Annotated in this window: 22 protein-coding genes; 11 read left to right on the plus strand and 11 right to left on the minus strand. The window is 58.2% G+C overall.

What is annotated here, in order from left to right:
* Positions 1-11: 11 nt before the first annotated feature.
* Both ACQE3D_RS01050 and ACQE3D_RS01055 read right to left on the minus strand, forming a co-directional pair.
* Positions 12-482: a hypothetical protein gene (locus ACQE3D_RS01050; protein ID WP_313729340.1), complete on the minus strand. Its 471-nt coding sequence runs from the start codon at positions 480-482 to the stop codon at positions 12-14.
* Complete coding sequence (locus ACQE3D_RS01055; protein ID WP_281021974.1) at positions 482-1,081, minus strand: CPBP family intramembrane glutamic endopeptidase; 600 nt, start codon at positions 1,079-1,081, stop codon at positions 482-484. The genes ACQE3D_RS01050 and ACQE3D_RS01055 overlap by 1 nt, the downstream gene beginning before the upstream one ends.
* Positions 1,082-1,167: 86 nt before the next feature.
* On the opposite strand from ACQE3D_RS01055, the gene ACQE3D_RS01060 reads away from it, so the two are divergent.
* From ACQE3D_RS01060 to dinB, 4 genes are all read left to right on the plus strand, one after another.
* Positions 1,168-1,440 (plus strand): YcgL domain-containing protein, encoded by a 273-nt coding sequence (locus ACQE3D_RS01060; RefSeq protein WP_064026405.1) that lies wholly within the window; start codon positions 1,168-1,170, stop codon positions 1,438-1,440.
* A gap of 103 nt (positions 1,441-1,543) precedes the next feature.
* A complete protein-coding gene (locus ACQE3D_RS01065; protein ID WP_064026403.1) occupies positions 1,544-2,563 on the plus strand; it encodes a DUF2333 family protein in 1,020 nt (339 codons plus the stop codon).
* A gap of 7 nt (positions 2,564-2,570) precedes the next feature.
* A complete protein-coding gene (locus ACQE3D_RS01070) occupies positions 2,571-2,873 on the plus strand; it encodes a DUF4389 domain-containing protein (RefSeq protein WP_064026401.1) in 303 nt (100 codons plus the stop codon).
* A gap of 6 nt (positions 2,874-2,879) precedes the next feature.
* On the plus strand, positions 2,880-3,956 hold the full coding sequence (gene dinB, locus ACQE3D_RS01075; RefSeq protein ID WP_313729339.1) for a DNA polymerase IV: 1,077 nt from the start codon (positions 2,880-2,882) through the stop codon (positions 3,954-3,956).
* Between the two features lie 18 nt (positions 3,957-3,974).
* Here dinB and ACQE3D_RS01080 read toward each other — a convergent pair whose 3' ends face one another.
* From ACQE3D_RS01080 to ACQE3D_RS01095, 4 genes are all read right to left on the minus strand, one after another.
* Positions 3,975-6,308 (minus strand): xanthine dehydrogenase family protein molybdopterin-binding subunit, encoded by a 2,334-nt coding sequence (locus tag ACQE3D_RS01080; RefSeq protein WP_313729338.1) that lies wholly within the window; start codon positions 6,306-6,308, stop codon positions 3,975-3,977.
* Entirely contained in the window at positions 6,305-6,772 is a 468-nt protein-coding gene (locus tag ACQE3D_RS01085) for a (2Fe-2S)-binding protein (RefSeq protein WP_313729337.1), read from the minus strand. The genes ACQE3D_RS01080 and ACQE3D_RS01085 overlap by 4 nt, the downstream gene beginning before the upstream one ends.
* A gap of 90 nt (positions 6,773-6,862) precedes the next feature.
* A complete protein-coding gene (locus ACQE3D_RS01090) occupies positions 6,863-7,666 on the minus strand; it encodes an XdhC family protein (protein WP_313729336.1) in 804 nt (267 codons plus the stop codon).
* Complete coding sequence (locus ACQE3D_RS01095) at positions 7,645-8,238, minus strand: nucleotidyltransferase family protein (RefSeq protein WP_313729335.1); 594 nt, start codon at positions 8,236-8,238, stop codon at positions 7,645-7,647. The genes ACQE3D_RS01090 and ACQE3D_RS01095 overlap by 22 nt, the downstream gene beginning before the upstream one ends.
* Before the next feature lie 476 nt (positions 8,239-8,714).
* Here ACQE3D_RS01095 and ACQE3D_RS01100 point away from each other — a divergent pair, with 476 nt between their 5' ends.
* The 5 genes from ACQE3D_RS01100 (at position 8,715) to ACQE3D_RS01120 (ending at position 13,482) form a co-directional block, all read left to right on the plus strand.
* Positions 8,715-9,260 carry a C40 family peptidase gene (locus ACQE3D_RS01100; protein ID WP_313729334.1) on the plus strand — a complete coding sequence of 182 codons (546 nt, stop codon included), beginning with the start codon at positions 8,715-8,717 and terminating at the stop codon, positions 9,258-9,260.
* A 122-nt stretch (positions 9,261-9,382) separates the two neighbouring features.
* A complete protein-coding gene (locus tag ACQE3D_RS01105; RefSeq protein WP_313729333.1) occupies positions 9,383-10,534 on the plus strand; it encodes a DUF1624 domain-containing protein in 1,152 nt (383 codons plus the stop codon).
* Between the two features lie 166 nt (positions 10,535-10,700).
* Entirely contained in the window at positions 10,701-11,510 is an 810-nt protein-coding gene (locus ACQE3D_RS01110) for a sulfite exporter TauE/SafE family protein (RefSeq protein ID WP_313729332.1), read from the plus strand.
* Between the two features lie 127 nt (positions 11,511-11,637).
* A complete protein-coding gene (locus tag ACQE3D_RS01115; protein ID WP_313729331.1) occupies positions 11,638-12,939 on the plus strand; it encodes an NAD(P)/FAD-dependent oxidoreductase in 1,302 nt (433 codons plus the stop codon).
* Between the two features lie 21 nt (positions 12,940-12,960).
* Positions 12,961-13,482 (plus strand): YcxB family protein, encoded by a 522-nt coding sequence (locus ACQE3D_RS01120; protein WP_064026382.1) that lies wholly within the window; start codon positions 12,961-12,963, stop codon positions 13,480-13,482.
* A 55-nt stretch (positions 13,483-13,537) separates the two neighbouring features.
* Here the strand turns inward: ACQE3D_RS01120 and ACQE3D_RS01125 are convergent, their stop codons facing one another.
* From ACQE3D_RS01125 to ACQE3D_RS01135, 3 genes are read right to left on the minus strand one after another with little or no spacing between them, the layout of a single operon-like run.
* Positions 13,538-15,172, minus strand: coding sequence for a sensor domain-containing diguanylate cyclase (locus ACQE3D_RS01125; protein WP_313729330.1), 1,635 nt, complete (start codon positions 15,170-15,172; stop codon positions 13,538-13,540).
* A 19-nt stretch (positions 15,173-15,191) separates the two neighbouring features.
* Positions 15,192-15,710 carry a hypothetical protein gene (locus ACQE3D_RS01130; protein WP_197471738.1) on the minus strand — a complete coding sequence of 173 codons (519 nt, stop codon included), beginning with the start codon at positions 15,708-15,710 and terminating at the stop codon, positions 15,192-15,194.
* Between the two features lie 20 nt (positions 15,711-15,730).
* Entirely contained in the window at positions 15,731-16,987 is a 1,257-nt protein-coding gene (locus ACQE3D_RS01135) for a hypothetical protein (RefSeq protein WP_313729329.1), read from the minus strand.
* A gap of 623 nt (positions 16,988-17,610) precedes the next feature.
* Between ACQE3D_RS01135 and scpA the strand changes: the two genes are divergently transcribed.
* A complete protein-coding gene (gene scpA / locus ACQE3D_RS01140; protein ID WP_313729328.1) occupies positions 17,611-19,776 on the plus strand; it encodes a methylmalonyl-CoA mutase in 2,166 nt (721 codons plus the stop codon).
* Between the two features lie 15 nt (positions 19,777-19,791).
* Entirely contained in the window at positions 19,792-20,802 is a 1,011-nt protein-coding gene (meaB, locus tag ACQE3D_RS01145; RefSeq protein ID WP_071160164.1) for a methylmalonyl Co-A mutase-associated GTPase MeaB, read from the plus strand.
* Between the two features lie 246 nt (positions 20,803-21,048).
* Here the strand turns inward: meaB and ACQE3D_RS01150 are convergent, their stop codons facing one another.
* The gene (locus ACQE3D_RS01150) at positions 21,049-22,110 is read right to left on the minus strand and encodes a helix-turn-helix domain-containing protein (protein ID WP_313729327.1); all 1,062 of its coding nucleotides are present in this window, start codon (positions 22,108-22,110) and stop codon (positions 21,049-21,051) included.
* A gap of 130 nt (positions 22,111-22,240) precedes the next feature.
* Positions 22,241-22,411, minus strand: coding sequence for a hypothetical protein (locus tag ACQE3D_RS01155; protein ID WP_313729326.1), 171 nt, complete (start codon positions 22,409-22,411; stop codon positions 22,241-22,243).
* Positions 22,412-22,836: the final 425 nt, after the last annotated feature.

Here is a 22,836-nt window from a genome sequence, read left to right on the forward strand (position 1 = left end):
ATTTGCCGGCATCACGGGGTTTTCCGGGTCAGCTCGGCGACAATGCGCTGATATTCCTCGGTCTTGGGTCGATGCAGATACACGCCCAGCGCCGCCATCAGGCTGAAAATATAGAGGGTGTTGTAACCGTCCCCGATCAGAAACATCCCGAAACCGAACAGCCCGACCCATGCGATCAGCCCCTGGGTGACCGCAATCGTGACCAGATAGCGGGCCGCCGCCGGTTTGGGGCCTGGCATGGTCTGGTTCAGACGCAGCAGGACGTGGCGCAGCAGATTGGTGAACGGAAACAGCACGATGGCAATGCCGTACAGCACGCTACGGATCAGCTCGCGCCGGTCGGCCGGCCAGCCGAGCTGAAACTCGTTCGGCCAGAAGTGGCAAAACGCGTTGTAGGCTAGCAGCAGCGCCAGCATCGCGACGCAGATCAGTTTGTGGGCCGTCAGCTTATCGTGGTTGTCTCGACCAGGCGACTCGGGCATTACTGGCTCCTTAACTGGCGGTGGCGGTAATCGCGCAGGATAACAACAAACGCGACGAAGTCGTAAGCGGCGTGGGCCACCATCGGCATCAGCAGGTTGCGCTCGCCGCCGTAATCCAGCAAAACGCCGAGATAGAGACCGATCAGCAAGGCCAACACCGCGTACAATGGGGTTACCGCGTGTACCAGCGCGAACACCGTGTTGCTCAGCCAGAGCGCGGGCAGCGCGCCCCAACGGTTCTCCAGCCACGGCTGCAAAAAGCCGCGAAACAACGCTTCCTCGCCGAAGCCGGCTAGACCGGCCAGAATCAGCAGATCGGACCAGTGCCGTCCGACCAGTCGGGCGCCCAACGTCTCCAGCAGCAATTCGCGAATGTCGCGCAACGCCGGATATTCCAGCGCTTGCAGCGCGAAAAACACGATCAACAGCGGCAGCGTGGCCAATAAGCCGTTCGCCAATGCCGGTTCCGACCAATCCAAGCCCGCGAACGGATCGACGTCGGTCAACCAGCCGAACAGAACCGCCAGCGGCGCCAAGCCGGCCTCGAATAGGCAGGCCAGCCGGAAAAAACGGTCTTGCGGCGGAATCGAATCGGACATTAGCGGTGGCTGCGAGAAGGGGTTGACCGAAAATTCTAAACAAAAACCGTTAAAATTGGCAGTCCAAACCAATCCGAGAGCCGCGCATGCAATGCTTTATTTATAAAAGCCTTAAAAAAGACGAACTCTATTTATATCTGGACAAGAAAGACGATTTCTCGGCTTTACCGGCCGATTTGTTCGCCAGCTTGGGTCGCTTGCAATTCGTGATGGAGCTGGAGTTGACGCCGGAACGCAAACTGGCCAGGGAGAAGGTCGAAAAAGTCATCGCCAGCCTGCGGGCGAAAGGCTTTTTCGTGCAACTCCCGCCCACTCGGCTGGCCGATCCGCTATCGCTTGCCAACGCCAAGCTGCACTGAAATCGGCGAATGCCAACCGGTTAATCCGTGCTAACATGGTCGCATTTTTATCGGGGGGCGGCTTTCTCCTGTTTCTCAAAAGACTCACCGGGAATTGTTACAAATGTCAGATAATCCATTAGCTTACGAAGACTCCAAGTCGAGAGGCATTCTGTGGGGATTCGGATCCTTGGTCAGCGTGGTGGTCATCGTGATGCTGGTTTTGGGGGAATGGTGGAGCCAGGAGCCGGAACAATTCAGCGTCGAAGATGAAGCGATCGAACGCATGAACGTGACCCACACCGATCAAATGCCGATCGGCTACGTCTACGCCAACACGCTGGCGCACATTGCCGACGTGATTTTATTCAAGGCCGGCGGGTACTTATCCAACGACGTGGCGCCGCCCGGCTTGTTCTGCGATAACATCCAAAGTTTCGAGTACGGCGCGCTGGTCATGCTGCGCGATGGCACCACCGCCTTGCGCAACCACTTCGCCCGCGACCAGTCGCAATCGGCCGAAGACCCGGATTTGGCGAAAGCGGAGCCTTATTTTTACTACGAACGCAATTCCTGGGCGCTGCCGTCCACCGAATCCGAATACGTTAAAGGCGTCGAGGCATTGCATGGTTACATGGCGCGTTTGCAAAATCCGACTTCGGAATCCAAACCGGCCCAGTTTCATGCCCGCGCGGATAACCTGTGGCAATACACCGAGGTTGTCATCAAACGCTTGGGCGGATTGTCCACCCGTTTGGCGGCCAGTACCGACCGCTTCTCCGGCGCCGCGCACGGCGACCCCTCCAACCCGGTCGATATGAACATGCCGACCATCGGTCAAACGCCTTGGCTGGAAATCGATAACGTGTTCTACGAAGCGCGCGGCGCCAGCTGGGCCTTGTTACACATTCTGCGGGCAATCAAGCACGATTTTTCCGACATTTTGCTCGACAAGCGGGCGATGAATACGCTGGACATCATGATCCAGTCGCTGGAAAAAGCCTTGACGCCGACCTTGAGTCCGGTGGTATTGAACGGCGATGGCTTCGGCCTGTTCGCCAACTATTCGCTGGCGCTGGCCAACTACATCGCCCGAGCCAATGCGGCGGCCTTGGACTTGCGCGACGTGATGAACCGGGGTTAAGGCGGCGATGCAGGACCAAATCAACGAAAACCTGAAAAAAATCGAAACCTGGAAGCGGATCATCTTCATGGTGATCTACGCGGCCATCGACAGCCTGGTGAAGTTGTTGCTGTGGCTGGTAATTCTGTTGCAGGTCGGCTCGGTGCTGCTGACTGGCGCATGCAATCCCAACATCCTGAATTTCGGCCGCTCGCTGTCGATTTATCACTACCACATTTTGCTGTTTCTGACCTTCAATACCGACAAATTGCCGTTTCCGTTCGCGGACTGGAACGACACTGCCAATCTGGAATTGCCCCACAAACCCTAGTACGCCATGACCGAGGTGCCGCGCAAAATCATCCATATCGACATGGATGCGTTTTACGCGGCGGTCGAGCAACGCGACCACCCGCAATACCGCAACAAGCCGGTCATCGTCGGCGGCCAGCCCGATTCGCGCGGCGTTGTCGCCACCTGTAGCTACGAGGCCCGCGTGTTCGGCGTGCATTCGGCGATGCCGTCGTCGCAGGCCTACCGGCTCTGTCCGCAAGCGATTTTCGTTAGACCGCGTTTCGACGTGTACCGGGTTGTTTCGGCAGCCATCCGCGCCATCTTCGCCCGCTATTGCGATTGCATCGAGCCCTTGTCGCTGGATGAAGCCTATCTGGACGTCAGCTCGGCCGAATCGGCGATGCGATTGGCCGGGCAAATCAAACAAGCCATTCGCCGGGAAACCGGACTAATCGCTTCGGCCGGCGTGTCCTATAACAAGTTTTTGGCGAAAATCGCCTCGGATTTGGGCAAACCGGACGGTTTGCACTTGATCACCCCCGAGCAAGGCCCCGCCTTCGTCGAAACCCTAGCCGTCGGCAAATTTCACGGTATCGGTCCGGCCACCGAACGCAAGATGCAGGCGCTTGGGATACTGACCGGCCTGGATTTAAAAAAAGCCCCGCTGGCCTTGTTGCAACAGCATTTCGGGAAGGCCGCCCAGCATTATCACGACATCGCCCGAGGCGTCGATCACCGGCCGGTGCGGGCCGACAGACAGCGCAAATCGGTCGGCGTCGAAACCACCTTCGAACGGGACGTCGCCGACGCGGCGACTCAGTCGCGTTTGCTACAGGCTTTATTCAGCCAAGCCCTGTTACGGCTGACCGAAAAGCAGATGACGGCTTACACGCTGACGGTCAAAATCAAGTACCGCAACTTCGTGCAAGTGACCCGCGCCCGGACGCTGGATCGACCGATCGCCGACGACGCGGATACGCGCCTATTGCTAGCCGAGTTGTTGCACAGCGCCGGCACCGGCAGCGAGCCGGTGCGATTATTGGGGGTCACCTTATCCGGCCTGGACCCGGAGCGCTCCGCCGGGCAGTACCACCAGCTCGATTTATTCGAACACCTCTAGGACAGGATGACCCGACGCTCAGGCGCTTTCCAACTGATCCTTGATCGGCAAATGACGGATACGCTGGCCGGTTGCCGCGAAAATGGCGTTGCACAGTGCTGGCGCGATCGGCGGCACGCCGGGTTCGCCGACGCCGCCCAACGGCACATCGAAATCGCCGGCCGGCAGCAAATGCACCCGAATCTCGCGCGGTGCATCGTCGATTCGGGCGATTTGGTAGGCATGGAAATTATCCTGTTGCACAGCGCCGTTCTTGAAACTGATCTCGCCTTGAGTAGCCAAGCTGACACCCATATTGCAAGCGCCTTCGATTTGCGAGCGTATCCGTTCCGGGTTGACTTGCGGGCCGCAGTCGACGGCGATGTCGATGCGGGGAATGCTGAGTTTGCCGTCCGCGCCAACCGCGACTTCGGCGACCACCGCCACATAGGTGACAAAACTGTAATGCGCCGCCAGGCCCAGACCTTGACCCTTGGGCAAGGCTCGGCCCCAGCCGGCTTCGCGGGTCGCGGTTTCGATGACCCGACGCAAGCGGCCGGTATCGATAGGATAGCGTTCCGGCGATTCGCCGTGGTTCCAGTTGTCGCCGAGTCCGCGTGGATCGATTTTGCGAGGCGGACCGATCAAGGCCAGCAAAAAATCGCGGTGATCGTGGCTGGCCGCCGCCGCCAACTCGGCGACGAAGGATTGCACCGCGAACGCGTGCGGAATGTTCGAAACCGAACGGAACCAACCGATTCGGGTATGGGCCTCGGCCTCGGCGGTTTCGATGCGTAGATGCTCGATCGCGAACGGCACGTTGATCACGCCCATGCCCAATTCCACCGGCATCGGCAATTTGCTGCCGGCGACGAAGGTCGAGGAAATGCTCGGCGAGGCGCTGCGGTGCAACCAGGACAGGGGCTTGCCTTCCGCGCTCAGTCCGGCTTCCAGGCGATCGAGCGTCACGGTGTGGTAGTAGGAATGATGCAAATCGTCTTCGCGGGTCCAGGTGACCTTGACCGGTTTGCCGGCCATCGCTTGCGACAGCAAGGCCGCCTCGATCACATAGTCCGGCATCGATTTGCGGCCGAAGCCGCCGCCGAGCAAGGTGACGTGAACCGCTACCTTGTCCTCGGGTAGTTTCAGCCATTTGGCGACCTTTTCCCGGCTCAATTGCGGCGCTTGCGTGCAAGCCCACACTTCGCAACGGCCGTTGCCGATGCGGGCGGTCGCCGCCGGCGGCTCCATCGGTGCCTGGGCCAGATGCGGGACGTAATATTCGGCTTCGACGCGCTTGGCGGCGGATTTCAGCGCGGCCCCAACATCACCTTGCTGGCGGATTACCTTGGCGGGTTGGCGTGCCGCCGCCTCCAGCTCGGCTTGGTAGGCCGAGGAGTCGTACCCGGCGTGCGGGCCGGCGTCCCATTCGATTTTCAACGCCGCGCGTCCCTGAATCGCCGCCCAGGTGTTGGTCGCAATCACCGCGACGCCGCCCAGCGGATTGAATTCGGCCGGCGGCGGACTGCCGGGCAATTCGACGACCTTGACCACGCCCTTCACGTTTAGCGCGGCACTGGCGTCGTAGCTTTTAAGCTTACCGCCGAAGACCGGCGGCCGGGCAATCACGGCATACAACATGCCTTTCAGCCGAATGTCTATCCCGTATTGAGCCTTGCCGGCGACGATGTCGGCGCCGTCGTAAATGTCCGACTGGCCCTTGCCGATGTAGCGAAATTCGGTCGGCGCTTTCAATCGCAGGGTATCTCGTTCAGGCACCGGCAGTTTCGCCGCCGCCTTGGCCAGTTCGCCGTAGCCGACGGTCTTGCCGCTGGGTAGGTGTTTGACCTGATGCAGCTCGGCGCGTACCTCTTCGATAGGCACGCGCCATTTGGCCGCCGCCGCTGTTTCCAGCATGCGTCGGGCCGCCGCGCCGACCCGGCGCATCGGTAGGAAAAAATGCCGAGTGCTGCGCGAGCCGTCGGTATCCTGATTGCCGAAGCGGACCTCGTCGCCGGGCGCTTGCTCAACCCTCACCCGTGCCCAATCGGCTTCCAGTTCGTCGGCGACCACCATCGGCAAACTGGTACGCACGCCCTGACCCATTTCCGAGCGGTGGCAAACGATGGTGACCATGCCGTCGGCGGCGATTGCAACGAACACCAGCGGATCGTCTATCCAGCCGTGCGGCATCGCGTCGGCGCCGTACTTTGCCGGGGTTTGCGGCGATGCGGTTTCGTCGGCTTTCAACATGGCCGGAAAGCCCGCAGCCAGTACGAAGCCGGTCAGCGCGCTGGTTTTCAGGAACTCGCGGCGGCTGACGTTGACGATGCTTAGCGCGTCGCCGGGACGATCGGAAAACGGCCGGTTCATACGGGCTCCTCGTTCAGACTCGCGGCCTGCTTGATCGCGGCGCGGATGCGTTGGTAAGTACCGCAGCGGCATAAATTCACGCTCATCGCCTTGTCGATGTCGCTATCGCTGGGCCGAGGGTGTTGTTTGAGCAGCGCGGTTGCCGACATGATTTGTCCGGACTGACAATAGCCGCATTGCGGCACGTTCAACGCCAACCAGGCGTCCTGCACCTTGCGGCCCACCGGGTCGTTGCCGACGGCTTCTATCGTGACGATTTTCTTGCCGGCCGCCGCCGAGATCGGCGTCACGCAGGCGCGGGTGGGGGTGCCGTCCAGATGCACCATGCAGGCTCCGCACACCGCCATGCCGCAGCCGAACTTGGTGCCGGTCATGCCGAGCCGGTCGCGCAAGGCCCACAGTAGCGGCGTGTCGTCGGGCAGATCGATTTTATGGCGTTTGCCGTTGATATCGAGCGTGGTCATGGTCTATCGCTCCGTTAGGTGTCGCGAAAAATGCCGTGTGGCGAGTGGGCGCATCGTACACGGCGGTTGTCGGCCGGTAAAGCGGCCGAATTAACCGGGCGGACTTGCCGGGAGGCCGCTCAACGGTACGCAACCCGCGCCCCGCCGAACCGCGACCATTTCGGCGACGATCGCCAGCGCGATTTCCTCGGGCGTTTTCGCGCCTAAATCCAGTCCGGCGGGCGCCCGGATACGCTTCAGGGAGGTTTCGTCCCAACCTTCGCCGGCCAAGCGCGAAATCACCAATTGCGCGCGTTTGCGGCTGGACACCAATGCGATGTAGCCGGCTTCGGAATTTAGGGCCTGGGTCAGCGCGTCGTAATCGCCTTTGTGGTGGGTGGCGACGACGACAAAATCGCCGGCAAACGGTTGCAATTGTTGATAGCGCTGATCGTCGGTAATCAGCCGGCAGGCGCCGGGGAAGCGTGTCGGCAAGGCCTGATGATCGTCAACGATGGCGTCGAAACCCAGGCGGCCGGCGAATTCGCACAAGGCCTCGACGATGCGGCCGTGGCCCAACAGCCAGGCGCGCGGTTTCGGCACCACCGGCTCGACGTAGACCCGCATACTGCCGCCGCAGGGCATGCCGGCGCCGAATACTTCGTCGGTCAGATCGACATCGATCACACAGGGTTCGCCGCTGGCCAGGGCTTTTAGCGCGGTATCGACCGCCATCGCCTGCGCGCAACCCCCGCCTATCCAGCCGGCCAGGACCTCGCCGGTTTCGCCGATCAGAGCCTTGGCGCCGGGTTTGGCCGACGACGAACCGAGAATTTCGACCACGGTGGCCAGGGCGTGCGGACGGCGGGCGTCGCGCAATTCAAGTTGCAAACTTAACAGATCGGGTTTTTGCATTGTCGGGGGAGTAAGTCTTCGGGCCTGTCGATGTCGCGGAAAATACCGGGGTCGTCGCAATCGAGCAGCATGAGTTGATGAAGATGGGCTTGGATGACCGATTTTGCGCCTTGATCGCCTTGCAATGCAATCAATTCAGGCGCCAATGCCGCGGCGAAACCGACCGGATGGCCGCGCCGGCCGTTGAACACCGGGGCAGCCACTAAGGCGCCGCCGCGCAAGGCCTCGGCGACTTTGATCACCGTACTCGGCAATATCCAGGGCATGTCGGCCAGTGCCACCAACCAGCCGGCGGCCGGCGAGGCCACCTGCACGCCGCGGGCCAAGCTGTGTCCCATGCCCAGGTCGGCATCGCGGCAAACCGCGACTTCGGCGCCGGCGGCTTGCAAACGGTCGGCCAAGGCCGGATTGTCCGGCCGAACCACCGTGACGACCCGATCGCAACCCTCCGCCAGATTCCGGTAGGCGCGTAGCGCAATAGGTTCTCCATCCGGCAGGCATTGACTCAATTTGTCGGCGCCGTAGCGGCGACTAGCGCCGGCGGCCAACAGAATTCCGACTATTTTCGGCATCGGCTAAAACATGCGGTTGAGTGTGGCGACATCGGGACGGGTGAAAAGCCTGGATTCGAGTTAAGCGTTACCGAACAGGGGAAACGGCGCGCCGGTGAGTCCGATTGCGAAGCGCGACTGATTTCAATGCCCGGCACTCGGCGATTTTTGCCTAGCCCGGACCGCCGGCGAACCTTAGCATCGACGCAACGGCGGCGCAATTGCCCGTTGGATTCTTCTCGCTGGCGCTTAATTCGTGTTTGTCGGACTCTCGATAGTGCGGGTCAATTTGGCGGGGGGCGCTTTCGCGTTATTACGGGGGGCAACTCATAGGCCACGGGTGGACCGATGTTTACCTTCGCGGCTAACGTCGTTCCGGCGCTCGTCTGTGTATTTTTCGGTGCAAAACGTCGTTTTCCGTCGGTTGGGACTCTGCGCTGACATACTAAGCCTGGGCGGACAACGGGCAGGCCGACTATAATTGGCCCAACTTCGTCTTGAAAACCGCACCGATGCTCAAGCTCAGTTTTTCGCCAGCGATATTGCCGATAGCGCTATTGGCCGCGTTGCTGGCCGGTTGCGCCGGCGACGACAAGAAGGCGCTGAATATCGCCCCGCAAGCAATACCGGCCGACGCGCCCAAGGTGGTCGCCGAGGCCTTGCAATTGCAGGGGCGGCCTTACGTTTACGGTGGAGCTTCGCCCAGCCAGGGCTTCGATTGCAGCGGCTTGGTGTATTACGTCTATAACCGCCAAGGTTTGCGTCTGCCGCGCGATACCTTTTCGTTGGCCACCCAGTTGCCGGCCGTCCATCCGGAGCAGCGCCGGCCGGGCGATCTGTTGTTTTTCAATACCGACAAGCCCTACTCCCACGTCGGCATTTATGTCGGCGACGACCGCTTCGTGCATGCCCCCAGTAGTCGGACTGGTCGGGTCATGGTGTCCGATTTGAATCAACCGTATTGGCGGGAGCGCTTCATCGGCGTGCGCCGGCCGCCCAGCCAGCCCGCGCTATCGATGAACGAAGCTTGTTTCGGCGGCTAATATTGGCGGCCGGCGCGCCCGTTTCTAGCGATAGTACGATCAGGTTAGGAACAATCCTCCGCCAGTCGAGCCCAAATCCGGCCGCGCACCGTTAAACGCAGCCGTTAAACAAGTACAAGGCTATGAATCAACGCATTCCTGCTCTCGATAATCTGCGCGGTCTGGTGATGGTACTGATGACTCTGGACCATACCCGCGACTTCTTCAGCAACGCCCATTTCGATCCTACCGACCTGGACAAAACCTCCCCGGCCCTGTTCATGACGCGCTGGATCACCCATTTTTGCGCGGCGGTGTTCGTGTTCCTGGCCGGCACCAGCGCTTATCTGTGGGCGACCAAACGCGGTCCGGACGCGCCGCTCGGCGAATTTCTGGTCAAACGCGGCCTGCTGTTAGTCGTGTTGGTGGCGACCGTCGAAGCCTTTGCCTGGAATTTCCGGGCCGACTTGCGCCAGCTCGACGCTGGCGTTTTGTGGGCGATCGGCTGGTCGATGATCGCGTTGGCCGGCCTGGTCAAACTACCGCTGGCTTGGCTGGTGGCGTTCGGCGGTTTCATGGTGGCGACCCACAATCTGTTCGACGGGATTAAACCGGAACACTTGGGCGGGTTCGGCCCGTGGTGGGCGGTGTTACATACCGGTGACGACATCGATTTCGGCGCCGGTTGGAAACTGAATCCCTATTATCCGCTGGTACCGTGGATCGGCGTGATGGCGCTGGGTTATGGCTTCGGCGGACTGATCAGCAGTCCGGGCTGGCAAAGCGGTCGGCGGCTGGCCGGATTGGGCGCCGCGCTGATTCTGGGATTTATCGCGCTGCGCTACAGCAATTTTTACGGCGATCCCAAACCCTGGCGAAGCTACCCCGACTCGACATTTACGCTGCTGTCGTTTATCAATTGCCATAAATACCCGCCGTCCTTGCTGTACTTGCTGATGACCTTGGGTCCGGCCATGCTGTTTCTGGCAGCCAGCAGCGGTCGGCTGTTGCCGATTTTGCCGGTGTTCGGTAAGACCCCGCTATTTTACTATTTGATCCATCTTTACCTGATACACGGTTTGGCGGTGCTCATCGCCTATTGGACCGACGGTCCGGTCGCTGCCATCGCCGGCGGCGGCATTTGGCGGAAAGACTTGCCGGCGGACTACGGCTACGGGTTGCCCGGCGTTTACGCGATTTGGCTGCTGGTGTTGCTGATGCTGTATCCGGTCTGCCGCTGGTTCGAAGCCTTCAAGGCGGCGCGTCCGGATTGGCGGTGGCTGCGCTATTTGTAGCGCGCTGCGAAGGCTAATTCGCCTCGACGACCACCGCCGTCAAGTCTTGCACTTCAAAGCGCTTGGCGGCCGCGCGCGACACAGCGTTCACCCGTGGCGCCGAACGAAAGATCGGCCACGACTACCTAATTTCTACAACAACCGGCTCGGCCGAAAGAGGAACTTCTTGCTGGAACTCGACTGGATTGCGGCCTACCTGGGCCTGGGGGTGGCGGTCGGCTTTTTTGCCGGCTTGCTAGGTATCGGCGGCGGCGGCATTATGGTGCCGGTGTTGACCACTTTGTTCGCAATGCAAAACTTCGGCGCGGCTCACTTGGTACACATGGCGCTGGCAACTTCGATGGCGGCCATCATCGTGACGTCGATCGCCAGCCTACGGGCTCACCATCGGCATGGGGCGGTGATTTGGCCGGTGGTATGGACGCTCTCGCCCGGCATTATCGCCGGCACCTTCGCGGCGGCGTTCGTTGCCGCGTTGATTCCAAACCGACCGTTAGCCCTGTTTTTCGTGGTGTTCATGGCTTATGTGTCGCTGCAAATGGTGCTCAACGTTCGCCCCAAGCCCAGTCGACAGCTGCCGGGCGCTACGGGTTTAAGCCTGGTTGGCCTGTTGATCGGCGCGGTGTCGGCGCTGGTGGCGATCGGCGGCGGTTCTTTGACCGTGCCGTTTCTAAGCTGGTGCAACGTGCGCATCCAGAATGCGATCGGCACCTCCGCGGCGGTCGGCCTGCCGTTGTCGCTGGCCGGCACTTTGGGCTACATGGCCAGCGGTTGGCGGGTCGAAGGCCTGCCGGCCCATAGTTTCGGCTACATCTATTTGCCGGCGGTGGCGGCGATTGCGCTAGTCAGCGTGGTGACCGCGCCATTGGGCGCCAGACTGGCCCATCGCCTGCCGGTACCGGCCTTGAAAAAACTGTTCGCGCTGTTGTTGTTGCTGCTGTCCGCCAAGATGCTGCACACCGTCTACGACGCCTGAAACCCGGCCGGGAAAATCGGCGGGCGGCCGAGCGCGATTGGTTATAATGCCGGACAACGGAATGCACTATAAAGTGGAGGGATTTCATCCATGCCGCGCCGCGGCTATTGACTGGGGAAGAATATAAATGGCTGATGAACTACATAAAATCCTGATCGTCGGCGGCGGTGCCGCCGGTCTGGAGCTGGCGACCGAACTCGGGAAAAAACTCGGCAAGTCCGGCCAGGCGGAGATCACGCTACTGGATGCCACTTCGACTCACATCTGGAAGCCGTTGCTGCACGAAGTCGCCTCCGGCACCTTGGCCGAAGCCGAGGAAATCGAATACATGGCTCAGGCCCACCGCAACCATTTCCGTTTCCTGTTCGGCCGCATGGAAGGCCTGGATAGAGCAAACAAGGAAATCGTCGTTGGGGCAATCACCAACAAGAAGGGCGAAGAGATCATTCCGCAGCGCCGCTTCAAATACGACACCTTGGTGATGGCGGTAGGTAGCGTCAGCAACACCTTCGGCATCAAGGGCGTCGACCAGCACTGCATGTTCATCGACACCACTACCCAAGCCTATCGCTTTCAGCGGCAGTTGGTGGAAACCTATTACATCCAGTCTTACGCCAACCAAAGCAGGCAACGCGACAAGCCGCTGTCCATCGTCATCGTCGGCGCCGGTGCCACCGGCGTGGAGTTGTCCGCCGAATTGCACGAGGTCACTAAACTGCTGGCGACTTACGGCCTGGAAGGCTCGATAGAAGTCAACATCACCATCATCGAAGCCGCCACCCAATTGCTGCCAGCCTTGCCGCCGCGTTTGTCGCAAGCCACCCAAGACCAATTGCTCAAGTTGGGCATCCAGTTGAAGCTGGGCCGCAAAGTCACCGAAGTCACCGAGACCGAAGTGCATACCTACGACGGCGAGGTGTTCGACGCCGATCTGAAAGTCTGGGCCGCCGGTATCAAGGCGCCGGACTGGATGAAAAGTCTGGACGGTTTGGAAACCAACCACATCAACCAGCTGGTGGTGGATCAAACCCTGCAAACCAGCGATCCCGACGTATTCGCGATCGGCGACTGCGCCGCCTGCGCCTGGGCCGACCATGCCGGTAACGTGCCGCCGCGCGCTCAGGCCGCCCATCAAATGGCCTCGGCCGTTGCCAAGACCATCGTCAACCGTCTGAACGGCAAGGCGCCGGTTAAATTCGTTTACCACGATTACGGCTCGCTGGTGTCGCTAGGTAAATTCAGCACGGTCGGTTCGTTGATGGGCAGCCTGATGGGTACGGTCAGCGTCGGCGGTTTTATCGCCTATGTGGTGTATTTGTCGCTGTACAAAATGCACCAAGTGGCGATTCATGGCTATTTCCGCACCGCGATGCTAACCCTGTCCAACCTGTTCCGGCGCAGTACCCACGCCAAAATCAAGATGCACTAATCCACCCGACGAGCGAGCGCAATGTTAGAAATCGAATACGAATTCCGCGAGGAAGACCTGGTTCACTTCAACGAACTCAGGCTGAAAAGCGATCCGGAAATGCAAAAGAAAATCCGCAACAACCGCCTGTTCGCCCCCGGCGTGATGATGGCGATCGGTTTGTTTTACTACGTGTACTACGTGGATATGATGACCACCGCCTACATCACGATCTTGGCGCTGGGTTGGGCGTTTGCGTCGCCTTTCATCATGAAAATCGACATGCGCCGCCAATTCTTCAATAAATACACCGAGGCCGAGAAAAAAGCCATGTTCGGCATCCACCATCTGACGGCGGAGCCGGAGTTCTTGCGGGAAACCTCGCCGGGCGGCAAGCACAAGACGCTGTGGAAAGACATGCTGCGCGTCGAGCGCCATAAGGATTACGTCTACATTTACGTCGATTTCGACGCCGCCATCGTCATCCCCCGCGCAACCGTCAAAAAGGGCGACCTTAAGGTGTTCGCCAAGCAGGTGGAAGGCTTGATCGAGCGCGCCAGCTGAGCTTTTGCCAGCCCGATAGGCTTTGGCCGCGACTTCGCCCAGCCAACCGCTTGTCTCAAGACGTCAATTGGTCTCTCCGCATCGGCGATGGAACGCTGATGCAAAAGTCGTTTTTGCCGGCGAGCTTGACCTGATACATCGCTTTGTCGGCATGATCGATCAACTGGGCAATCGACAAATGGGCGTGCTCCGGTCCGCTGGCGCAGATGCCTATGCTAACGCCGATATTCGCGTTTCGGCCCTGATTCAACGGGATGTCTTGCAGCAGTAAGCGGATTGTTTTTTGTGCTATCCGGCTTAAGTCGGCTTGGTTGATCGCCGGTTTGCAGATTAAAGCGGCCAGAAATTCGTCTCCGCCCAGCCTAACCAGAATATCGTTTGCCCGAAAACAAGCCAATAAGCGCTCGGCTACCGCTATCAGAACGGTATCGCCGGCTTCGTGGCCGTAGTTATCGTTGATCGGTTTGAAATTATCCAAGTCCATCAGGAAAATCGCGAAGCCGCAGGCTTCTTGCAGGGCCAGATCGCGCATCAGATTAAGGCGGGTTTCCAGGCCATTGCGATTGAACAGCTTGGTCAATGGGTCGCGCTCCGCTTTAAAACGCGTTTGCAGTTCTTCAATCTTTCGTTCCGTGATATCGATTACGATCATTTGCACGAAAGCGCTGCCTTCGAATTCCGACGTTTCGCTCACCCTGGCTTTTGAAAACAGGCATTGAGCCCAACGCGGCCCATCTTGGTCGTCTGTAGTCACCAATTCGAATTCGCCGTTCGTCAACTCGCCGGCGGTTAGCGTGTCGAATACGATACGATTAATTTGGCGGGCATCCTTGAAAAATTGCTCTACGCGGGCCGGACCTTCGGGCGCCGCGTCCAGACGCAACACCTCACGGCAAACCGGGTTGTGCAAAATGACATCGCCGTGTTCGTTCAGCACGCAAATACCGACGCTGGCATTCTCGAACAGCAGTCGAAAACGTTGTTCAAGCTTTTCGAGCTGCTCGCGCAACTCACGTTCGGAATGAATACGGAAATGCGAAATATCCAACAGGAAATTGATGTCGGCGATCAAGTGGCCAATTTCGTCCTTTCGGTGGCTAAGCGGACAGTGCAAGCGTTTCGTGCCGCTTGGGTCGATACGGTTCAGTGTGGATGCCACCGTTTTGATGGTGCGCACGAAGATTTGCTGGATAGCCAGCATGATGATCAGCGCCACGATCAACGTGTACGACGACAGGAGTAGCGCCTGATTTCGAGCGATCAGCTTGGCATTGCGCTCGATAACGTCGTGTTTGGGGAAAATTTGCAGCACACCGACTTTCTCGCCCGGACTGAATGGAGAATCCAGGTCGAGCGCTAACGGCGCTTCGCCGAGAGCATCATTCAGCGGTTTATGGTCATTGGTCGAATGCCAACCGCTTTGACTTTTCAGCAAGACGCCGGCTACGACTTCGTTATTCATTAAACCGCCGATAACGTCGTCCGCAATCTCTTGGTTATCCAGGTAAGCCGCGATCTGCGCGCTTTTTTCGACGGTTTTGGCTAATTCCATGATTCTGGCGTAAGCCTTATTGCGCTCTTGCCGCAACGTATCGGTATAGGACACCGCCGAGCCGACCCCCGCGACCAACAGCGCAAAAAAACTGATGACCAGCGTAATCCGTACCGAAAGTTTCTTAAAGGTGATCATGAGTTAGGCGAGTGAGTCGTCAGTCGGCCGGTTTTAGACGATATACGACTTTGCAACAGCCGTCATAGTCCCGGCCGTCGACATAACCGATGGCATCGGCGTTTTCCTTGACCGCCGACAACACCGCGGCCGGACTGGGCAGCATTTTCGGCGGCGTGGCGTTGCCGGTGAACAGCAGTCGCGCCCAATAGGCATTGACTTGGGGAACGGATTTGCCGACCAATTGTTGATAAAAATGCGCGCGGGTCGGGGAGTCCTGCGCCAGATCGATCGTAAACACGGCTTTGCCGCTGTGGAAATTCTGCTGGCGTCCCATGAAGAAGTCGATCACTTGGTTGCGGCTAAACTCCATGGCCTGATTGGTTTGATTGACCACCACCAAAACCTCCTCGCCGCAACATGCGGGTTGCCCGTGTAGCGTCGCCAACGGAATCAGAAAAATATAGGGATTCAAGAAACGGCGCTTGCCGGCCGGCAGCGCTTCCGAAGGGCTGACCCGCCTTGCATCGCTACGATTGGTGCCTCGGAAACGTCTCATGTTCAAACGGCCCGCCATCATTAAAAAGACCAATTCATGCTGAGCGAAAACAAATCGACATCTAAATCCGGCGTCGAAATCTCACGGCTGCCGTTCAGCCAAAGACTGGAAGAGTTAGCGGCGACATGACTGTGGTCCCATTGAATCTTGGCGGCCAAATTGGGCGCGAAATCCCAGCGGGCACCCAAACTGATGGTCTCCTGATTGATCCTATACTCTTGCATGGCTACCGATGTGGCGGCATACAGTTGGTCTTGCAACGGACCCGAGATTTCCGGCGGTACGACCGCTTTTGACTCGCCGCTCGGTCTGGCGATGCTGAACAAGAGATAGGGGGTAATGTCGCCGATGTGTCGGCCAATACTGAAGTAACCGCTGAATTGGCTTTGTATTTCGGGCACGCCGGAATCGAGATAACCAAACTCGCTTTGAATGCTCCATTCGTTGGCGTTATAGGCGGCGCCTATTGAGTAAAAGCCAATGCCTTTACCAACCTTGTTGAGTTGCGCGGCGTAATCGGCCGCATTGCTCCAGACGGTTTTCACTCCAGGGCCGGTGAGCCCTTGGAGCAGCTGCGAGATTCCCGCGAAGTTTTTATCGAAAATGGTATAGGTGGCGCCGAGGGACAACTGCCAGTCCTCATCTTCGTAACTGAATTTGCCACCGAATATCGGCGAAAGCGCCAAGGTGTTTTTTGAAACGGTATCGAGCTGAAAGATCGGAAACGAATGCGAGTAACTACCGGCAAACGCTTTCGCTTGAAAAAAACCCTGCGCGAGCGGTACGCGCCAAGCCAGGTCCACGCCATCAAAGTTTTGGTTAATCAAGGAGCCGTAAAATTCCGTGGGCGGCCTTTCCCACAAATAGGCGTAACCGACATTGCGGTAATCGGATAGCAGATAAACATCCAGCCCCAAGCGTCCCGCGCGCACGGTGAAGTTGCGGCTGGGTTGCCAGCGCAGCAAGCCCCAAAATAAGTTTTCGTTCAATGAGTTGTACGATCTGTCCTTAATCAGGAACTGCACCATTGCATCCCATTCGTCGGTAAATTTGGCGCTGGCCTGAATACCGAGTTGGGTGCTAGATCTCCACGACCAATGACCGTCGAAGGTGTTCGGTTGATCGGTCGATGTTTGTAAATACAGGATGTCGCTGCTGTCGTAAACAACGCCTAAGGTACCAAAACTGCTCAGGCGTAATTTTCCATCCTCCGTGGAAAAAAAGTCCGCACGAACGGTTCGCACGCTCAATAGAATCGGCAGACTACACACAAACAATGAAATTATCCGCTTCACGACGCACTCCGAATGCCTAGGGCAATGGCGTTAAGTTAACAAAATCAAATCATGTCGCATTTCATAAGTTATTGAAAAATATTTGAATAAAACATTATAGAGGCGTCAGTGCCAGTGCCGGAACTGTCGGAAACCGATGGATCACTGGATTAGCGCATTGAGATTACGAAGCCTACCGTCAACCGTCAAATCGACTCTTACGGTATACATTGTCAACGTCCGCACGGTATTCAGAGCGTTTGGAAGGCGATTTCAGCACAACCGAGTCGTTTGCAGATTCAACAAGTGTAGACGTTACGCGTTAATGATAGAACGAAACCGGATAGGCAGCTTATTGTTGTATGGCGTCTTCAATGAATAGGCCCAAAACAACCTCTCGACCTGTCTTGCTTCAACGCATTGGGTCGCGATCAAGAGCGCCGGCTTTGCGAGCAGGTTCTATCGCTCAAGGCTTCCGGAATTCGGATTGGCGTGACCTGCCTAACTCAGCTTCTTGTATTTTTCCGGACTATCTTTAACCGAATATAATCGATAAAGTGGCGCCGGTTCTACACGAGCGTCTGGCCGATCGGGCATGCAATCACCTCTTGGAAGTAGCAAAGCAGATGAAAAATTATCCTGAAGTAAAGATTCCTTCCCTGGATGCCTGGGCCAAGGCGGCCGCGAAATCCGCGCCGGGCGGCGCGGTCGAGAACCTGACCTGGACGACGCCGGAGGGGCTGTCCGTCAAGCCGCTCTACACCAAGGCCGACACCGAAAACCTGCCGTTCGCCGATACCCTGCCGGGATTCGAACCGTTTTTGCGCGGCCCGCAAGCGACGATGTATGCGGCGCGGCCCTGGACCATCCGCCAATACGCCGGCTTTTCGACCGCCGAGGAATCCAACGCCTTTTACTGTAAGGCCTTGGCGGCCGGCGGCCAGGGCATCTCGGTGGCCTTCGACCTGGCCACCCATCGCGGTTACGACTCCGACCATCCGCGGGTGACCGGCGATGTCGGCAAGGCCGGTGTGGCGATCGATTCGGTCGAAGACATGAAAATTCTGTTCGACGGCATTCCGCTGGACAAAGTCTCGGTGTCGATGACGATGAACGGTGCGGTGTTGCCGGTGCTGGCCGGCTACGTGGTCGCCGCCGAGGAGCAGGGCGTGTCGATGGCACAATTGTCAGGGACCATCCAGAACGACATCCTCAAGGAGTTCATGGTCCGCAATACCTATATCTACCCGCCGACGCCGTCGATGAAGATTATCGCCGACATCATCGCCTACACGGCCAAGCACATGCCCAAGTTCAACTCGATCTCGATCTCGGGGTACCACATGCAGGAGGCTGGCGCGACCCAGGCCTTGGAACTGGCGTTTACCTTGGCCGACGGCCTTGAGTATGTAAAAACCGCGATTGCCTCGGGCATGGACGTGGACGATTTCGCCGGCCGGCTAAGTTTCTTTTTCGCGATCGGCATGAACTTCTACCTTGAGGTCGCCAAGCTGCGCGCGGCGCGTTTGTTGTGGTGGCGGATCATGAAGGCGTTTGAACCCAAGAATCCCAAATCAATGATGCTGCGTACCCATAGCCAAACCTCGGGCTGGTCGCTGGCCGAGCAGGACCCTTACAACAATGTGGTACGAACCACGATAGAGGCGATGGCGGCGGTATTCGGCGGCACCCAGTCGCTGCATACCAACGCGCTCGACGAGGCCATCGCCCTGCCCACCGAATTCTCGGCGCGGATCGCCCGCAACACTCAGTTGATCATCCAGGAAGAGACCCACATCACCAAGGTTATCGATCCTTGGGCCGGCTCGTACATGATGGAATCGCTGACCCAGGACATTGCAGACAAGGCTTGGGCCATCATCGAAGAAGTCCAGGCGATGGGCGGCATGACCAAGGCGGTCGAGACGGGCTGGGCCAAGCTGCAAATCGAAAAATGCGCCACCCAAAAGCAAGCCAATATCGATTCGGGTCGAGACGTGATTGTCGGCGTTAACAAATACAAACTGCCTCGGCAAGACGCCATCGATATTCTGAACGTCGATAACCACGCGGTCCGCGACGCGCAGGTGGCGCGTCTGGCCGAGATTCGCGCCAGCCGCGACGCCGGAGCGGTTCAGGTGGCGCTGGCCGCTTTGAGCGACTGCGCGAAAAGCGGCGACGGTAATCTGCTCGACCTGGCCATCAAGGCTATTCGCCTGCGCGCCACGGTCGGCGAAATCTCCGAAGCGCTCGAACAGGTCTGGGGCCGCCATCGCGCCAGCAATCAGGTCGTGACCGGCGTGTACGGCGCGGCCTTCGAGGCCGATCAGGAGTGGACGCAACTTAAGGAACAGGTCAACGATTTTGCGGCCGCCGAAGGTCGCCGGCCGCGCATCATGATCGCCAAATTAGGCCAAGACGGCCACGACCGCGGCGCTAAGGTCGTCGCGACCGCCTTCGCCGATCTGGGCTTCGACGTCGATATCGCGCCGCTGTTTCAGACGCCGGAAGAAGTCGCCCGCCAAGCCATCGAAAACGACGTGCACGCGATCGGCGTATCGACGCTGGCGGCCGGCCATAAAACGTTGGTGCCGGCGCTGATCGACATTTTGGCCGGGCAGGGCGCCGGCGATATCATCGTCTTCGTCGGCGGCGTGATTCCAGCCCAGGACTACGAGTTTTTGTTCGCCGCCGGCGCCAAGGGCGTGTTCGGACCCGGCACGCCGATTCCGCAATGCGCGCGGGATGTGTTGAACGCCATCCAAGCGGCGCAAGCGCCGACGGCATCCTGATCCGGGGCCAACAGCATGCCGGTTCTACCGAATTTCCAACTCAACCGCGAAGACCAAGCGCTGGTCGGTGCCGTGCTCGCCGGTCAGCGCCGCGCCTTGGCCAAGACGATTACCCTGATCGAGTCGACCCGTAGCGACCATCGCCAGCGGGCAGGGACCCTGTTGCATGCCCTGCTGCCGAACAGCGGCAACTCGATTCGGCTCGGCATTTCCGGCACGCCGGGCGTCGGTAAATCCACGTTTATCGAGGCACTCGGCTTGCACCTGATCGAACAGGGGCATCGGGTCGCGGTGCTGGCGGTCGATCCGTCATCCTCGCGCTCCGGCGGTTCCATTCTCGGCGACAAAACCCGGATGGAATTATTGTCCGCACGCGACGAAGCCTTCATTCGCCCATCGCCTTCATCCGGGTCGCTGGGCGGCGTCGCCGCTTCGACGCGAGAAGCCATGCTGGTTTGCGAAGCGGCGGGCTTCGATGTGATCATCGTCGAAACCGTTGGTGTTGGTCAGAGCGAGACAGCGGTCGCCGGCATGACCGATGCGTTCTGCCTATTACAGCAACCTAACGCGGGCGACGATCTGCAGGCGATGAAAAAAGGTATCGTCGAACTGGCTGACATTTTCGTCGTCAACAAGGCCGATCTCGATCCCGTGGCGGCCGACCTGACCGCAGGCCAAATCACGGGGGCGCTGACACTGCTGCGGCCAAGCGCCGCGCGCTGGCAGCCGCCGGTACTGAAAGTCAGTGCGGCTTTGGGTGAAGGTATCGGCAATTTCTGGCAACAACTCGGCCTCTTTCGCCAGACCGTCGGCGAAACCGGCGAATTGGCCGCTAAACGCAGGCATCAGTCGTTATCCTGGATGTGGGCGCTGATCGAGTCCGGCCTCCAGGAACGCTTTCGAGAAAACCCCGGCGTCCGGGCCGCCATGCCGGATTTAAGCGCCGCCGTCGAAAACGGCAGCGTATCGCCTACGCTGGCTGCGCACCGTTTGCTCGAACTGATGGGCGATACTACCGGGATTTAGCCCGAACGCTGGGCGACAATAAGGCAAAAGGGGCATGCCGGTTAGCCGATAGCAGGCATTAAAATAGCGCACATACTACCTGCCCAAGGTTTGCATCATACGACTGGCCGCATTTTCGGCTCGAGGTGTGCTGAGCAGATGAACATCGTTAGTCATCAACGCCCAGGCAGAAATATCGACCTCAGTTTTTCGACGCCAATTGGTGCATCCTTACGCTGCGGGAACTGCGAATAAATCTGCGGTAACTTAGTTGGATGGCTTGCCGTCGGTTAGCGGGTGCAAGGAGGATTTCTCGGTGTTACCGGCTTCGGTTGTTTGGGAGTCAAGGTTGTTTTGAAGCGCGCGCCGCGCCCGAAAGGCGCCCGGCGGCTCTTGGAATTGCTGACGGAATTGGCGATAAAAGTAAGACAGATCGTTAAACCCGGATTGGAAGGCGATCGCAGCGATATCAAAGTGGCGGAACTTAGGGTCGGCCAGCAGCCGGCATGCCCGGGCAATTCTTAGTCGATTAAGAATCTGAGTAACACTTTCTCCGGTTTCATTCAGCAGATCGAACAAATACCTCCGGGATATTCTCAATTCGCCGGCGATTTGCGCCGCATTCAGCCCTGGCTCACTAAAGTGCTTTTCCAGATATCGAATGACGGCCGCTTGCCGGGCCGCCCGCACCCCTCCGGAATGGGACTCCTTAACCACCTCGTCGTTACAAAGAAAAGCGATGAGATCGACAATATGATTCCCCACTAGTTCGCCTAGGCTAGGATCTTGAGCGACGCCCCCCCGGTCTAGCATTTGCAGGTAATTTCTTAACAACTCTATGCCCTCCGAGTTGCAAAGAGGAGTCATAACCAGGCGTTCGGCTTTCGGTACCCGTTTGGTCAATTCTGATCTGGAAATGCGCAAGCTCAAGAGTTCCTGGTATCCCTCGGGCGAGTCTGGTCCGAACCCGCCGTCGAGAACTTTGGTCGAATCAACTAAGCCGGCGGTGCTTCGATTGATCAACAGTCGCCGCTGTCCTTGCATAACCTCCCAGATACCGGCTACGCATACCGATAGGCCTAGGTAATCGTCTAACCCGTCTCCGGAAATGAGTTCACGAGTACGGCGAAAACGCACCGCGGTACTAGTATGCGCCGCCAAGTTCACGTGGCCGAAGGAATGAAACCGTGTTTGGTTGAAAAAAGGCCGCGAATCGGCGTGTTCGACATCGAATCCAGCAATTTTTCTGGCAAACATTTCGCGCCAAATGTCGACCCGGTCTTTATCCGGGAAATCAGTGCTGGAAAAGATGAATGCAGCGTTAGTCATAGGCCCAAATTCATTTTACTTTTTGATGGATGCGATCGATGGCCTGAAACCAACATCGAACGCCAGGGAAATAAAGAGGTCGGAGAAAAATAAAATATCATCCAGCTACTTGTCCGACTTATCTTTTTGCTCATCTACTGGTCGTCCCGATTTTTTTGCCGTTAACAGGCTGTTGAAATTTAAAAAACTGCTCCACTTTTGCCTCCAAAAACGCATTTTCCGCAAAATAAAGTTTTGTAAGTCCCTGATTGTTTGTCACAGCTAAATGACTTTTAGCGACAAATTGGAAGATTTTTTCCACCGAGTTTCTTTTTCAACAACCTGTTAGACGCAAGCTAAGTTAGTCCCCGCCAAGTAACATGTCGAGTGAAGAAATACCTTGAGGTCGTCTAGGAGAAACGGGCTCCGCTTCCTGATGGCGACTCAAGCTTCAATTCGTCATGGCGAGCGTATCGGGTCGATTTGAACGAGTGTTTTCGCTGAATGAATTCGAAGCAGTGATCGGTGTCGCGGAGAACGAACCGCGAGTTGGACCGCGTTAAAATTTTTTTAGGGGCATTGAACCTTAGCGTTGCTCCGGGGATATACCAACGAGCGGCACCGGTGCTCCGACCACCCCCTATTCGGTAGCTGCGCCATGCCGCTCGGTTATACGGTCTATATTCCTTGTAAACCGCAATCGCACCCGGAGGGAACTTAGTTTCCCGCCGGGTGCTTCCATCGGAT

This window comes from Methylomonas sp. MS20 (genome assembly GCF_050275925.1).
Lineage (GTDB): Bacteria > Pseudomonadota > Gammaproteobacteria > Methylococcales > Methylomonadaceae > Methylomonas > Methylomonas koyamae_A.

What these genes read in the sequence shown, in the direction of transcription:
- ACQE3D_RS01050 (WP_313729340.1), bottom strand. Translation starts at nt 482, where the DNA reads ATGCCCGAGTCGCCTGGTCGAGACAACCACGATAAGCTGACGGCCCAC.
- ACQE3D_RS01055 (WP_281021974.1), bottom strand. Translation starts at nt 1,081, where the DNA reads ATGTCCGATTCGATTCCGCCGCAAGACCGTTTTTTCCGGCTGGCCTGC.
- ACQE3D_RS01060 (WP_064026405.1), top strand. Translation starts at nt 1,168, where the DNA reads ATGCAATGCTTTATTTATAAAAGCCTTAAAAAAGACGAACTCTATTTA.
- ACQE3D_RS01065 (WP_064026403.1), top strand. Translation starts at nt 1,544, where the DNA reads ATGTCAGATAATCCATTAGCTTACGAAGACTCCAAGTCGAGAGGCATT.
- ACQE3D_RS01070 (WP_064026401.1), top strand. Translation starts at nt 2,571, where the DNA reads ATGCAGGACCAAATCAACGAAAACCTGAAAAAAATCGAAACCTGGAAG.
- dinB (WP_313729339.1), top strand. Translation starts at nt 2,880, where the DNA reads ATGACCGAGGTGCCGCGCAAAATCATCCATATCGACATGGATGCGTTT.
- ACQE3D_RS01080 (WP_313729338.1), bottom strand. Translation starts at nt 6,308, where the DNA reads ATGAACCGGCCGTTTTCCGATCGTCCCGGCGACGCGCTAAGCATCGTC.
- ACQE3D_RS01085 (WP_313729337.1), bottom strand. Translation starts at nt 6,772, where the DNA reads ATGACCACGCTCGATATCAACGGCAAACGCCATAAAATCGATCTGCCC.
- ACQE3D_RS01090 (WP_313729336.1), bottom strand. Translation starts at nt 7,666, where the DNA reads ATGCAAAAACCCGATCTGTTAAGTTTGCAACTTGAATTGCGCGACGCC.
- ACQE3D_RS01095 (WP_313729335.1), bottom strand. Translation starts at nt 8,238, where the DNA reads ATGCCGAAAATAGTCGGAATTCTGTTGGCCGCCGGCGCTAGTCGCCGC.
- ACQE3D_RS01105 (WP_313729333.1), top strand. Translation starts at nt 9,383, where the DNA reads ATGAATCAACGCATTCCTGCTCTCGATAATCTGCGCGGTCTGGTGATG.
- ACQE3D_RS01115 (WP_313729331.1), top strand. Translation starts at nt 11,638, where the DNA reads ATGGCTGATGAACTACATAAAATCCTGATCGTCGGCGGCGGTGCCGCC.
- ACQE3D_RS01120 (WP_064026382.1), top strand. Translation starts at nt 12,961, where the DNA reads ATGTTAGAAATCGAATACGAATTCCGCGAGGAAGACCTGGTTCACTTC.
- ACQE3D_RS01125 (WP_313729330.1), bottom strand. Translation starts at nt 15,172, where the DNA reads ATGATCACCTTTAAGAAACTTTCGGTACGGATTACGCTGGTCATCAGT.
- ACQE3D_RS01130 (WP_197471738.1), bottom strand. Translation starts at nt 15,710, where the DNA reads ATGAGACGTTTCCGAGGCACCAATCGTAGCGATGCAAGGCGGGTCAGC.
- scpA (WP_313729328.1), top strand. Translation starts at nt 17,611, where the DNA reads ATGAAAAATTATCCTGAAGTAAAGATTCCTTCCCTGGATGCCTGGGCC.
- meaB (WP_071160164.1), top strand. Translation starts at nt 19,792, where the DNA reads ATGCCGGTTCTACCGAATTTCCAACTCAACCGCGAAGACCAAGCGCTG.
- ACQE3D_RS01150 (WP_313729327.1), bottom strand. Translation starts at nt 22,110, where the DNA reads ATGACTAACGCTGCATTCATCTTTTCCAGCACTGATTTCCCGGATAAA.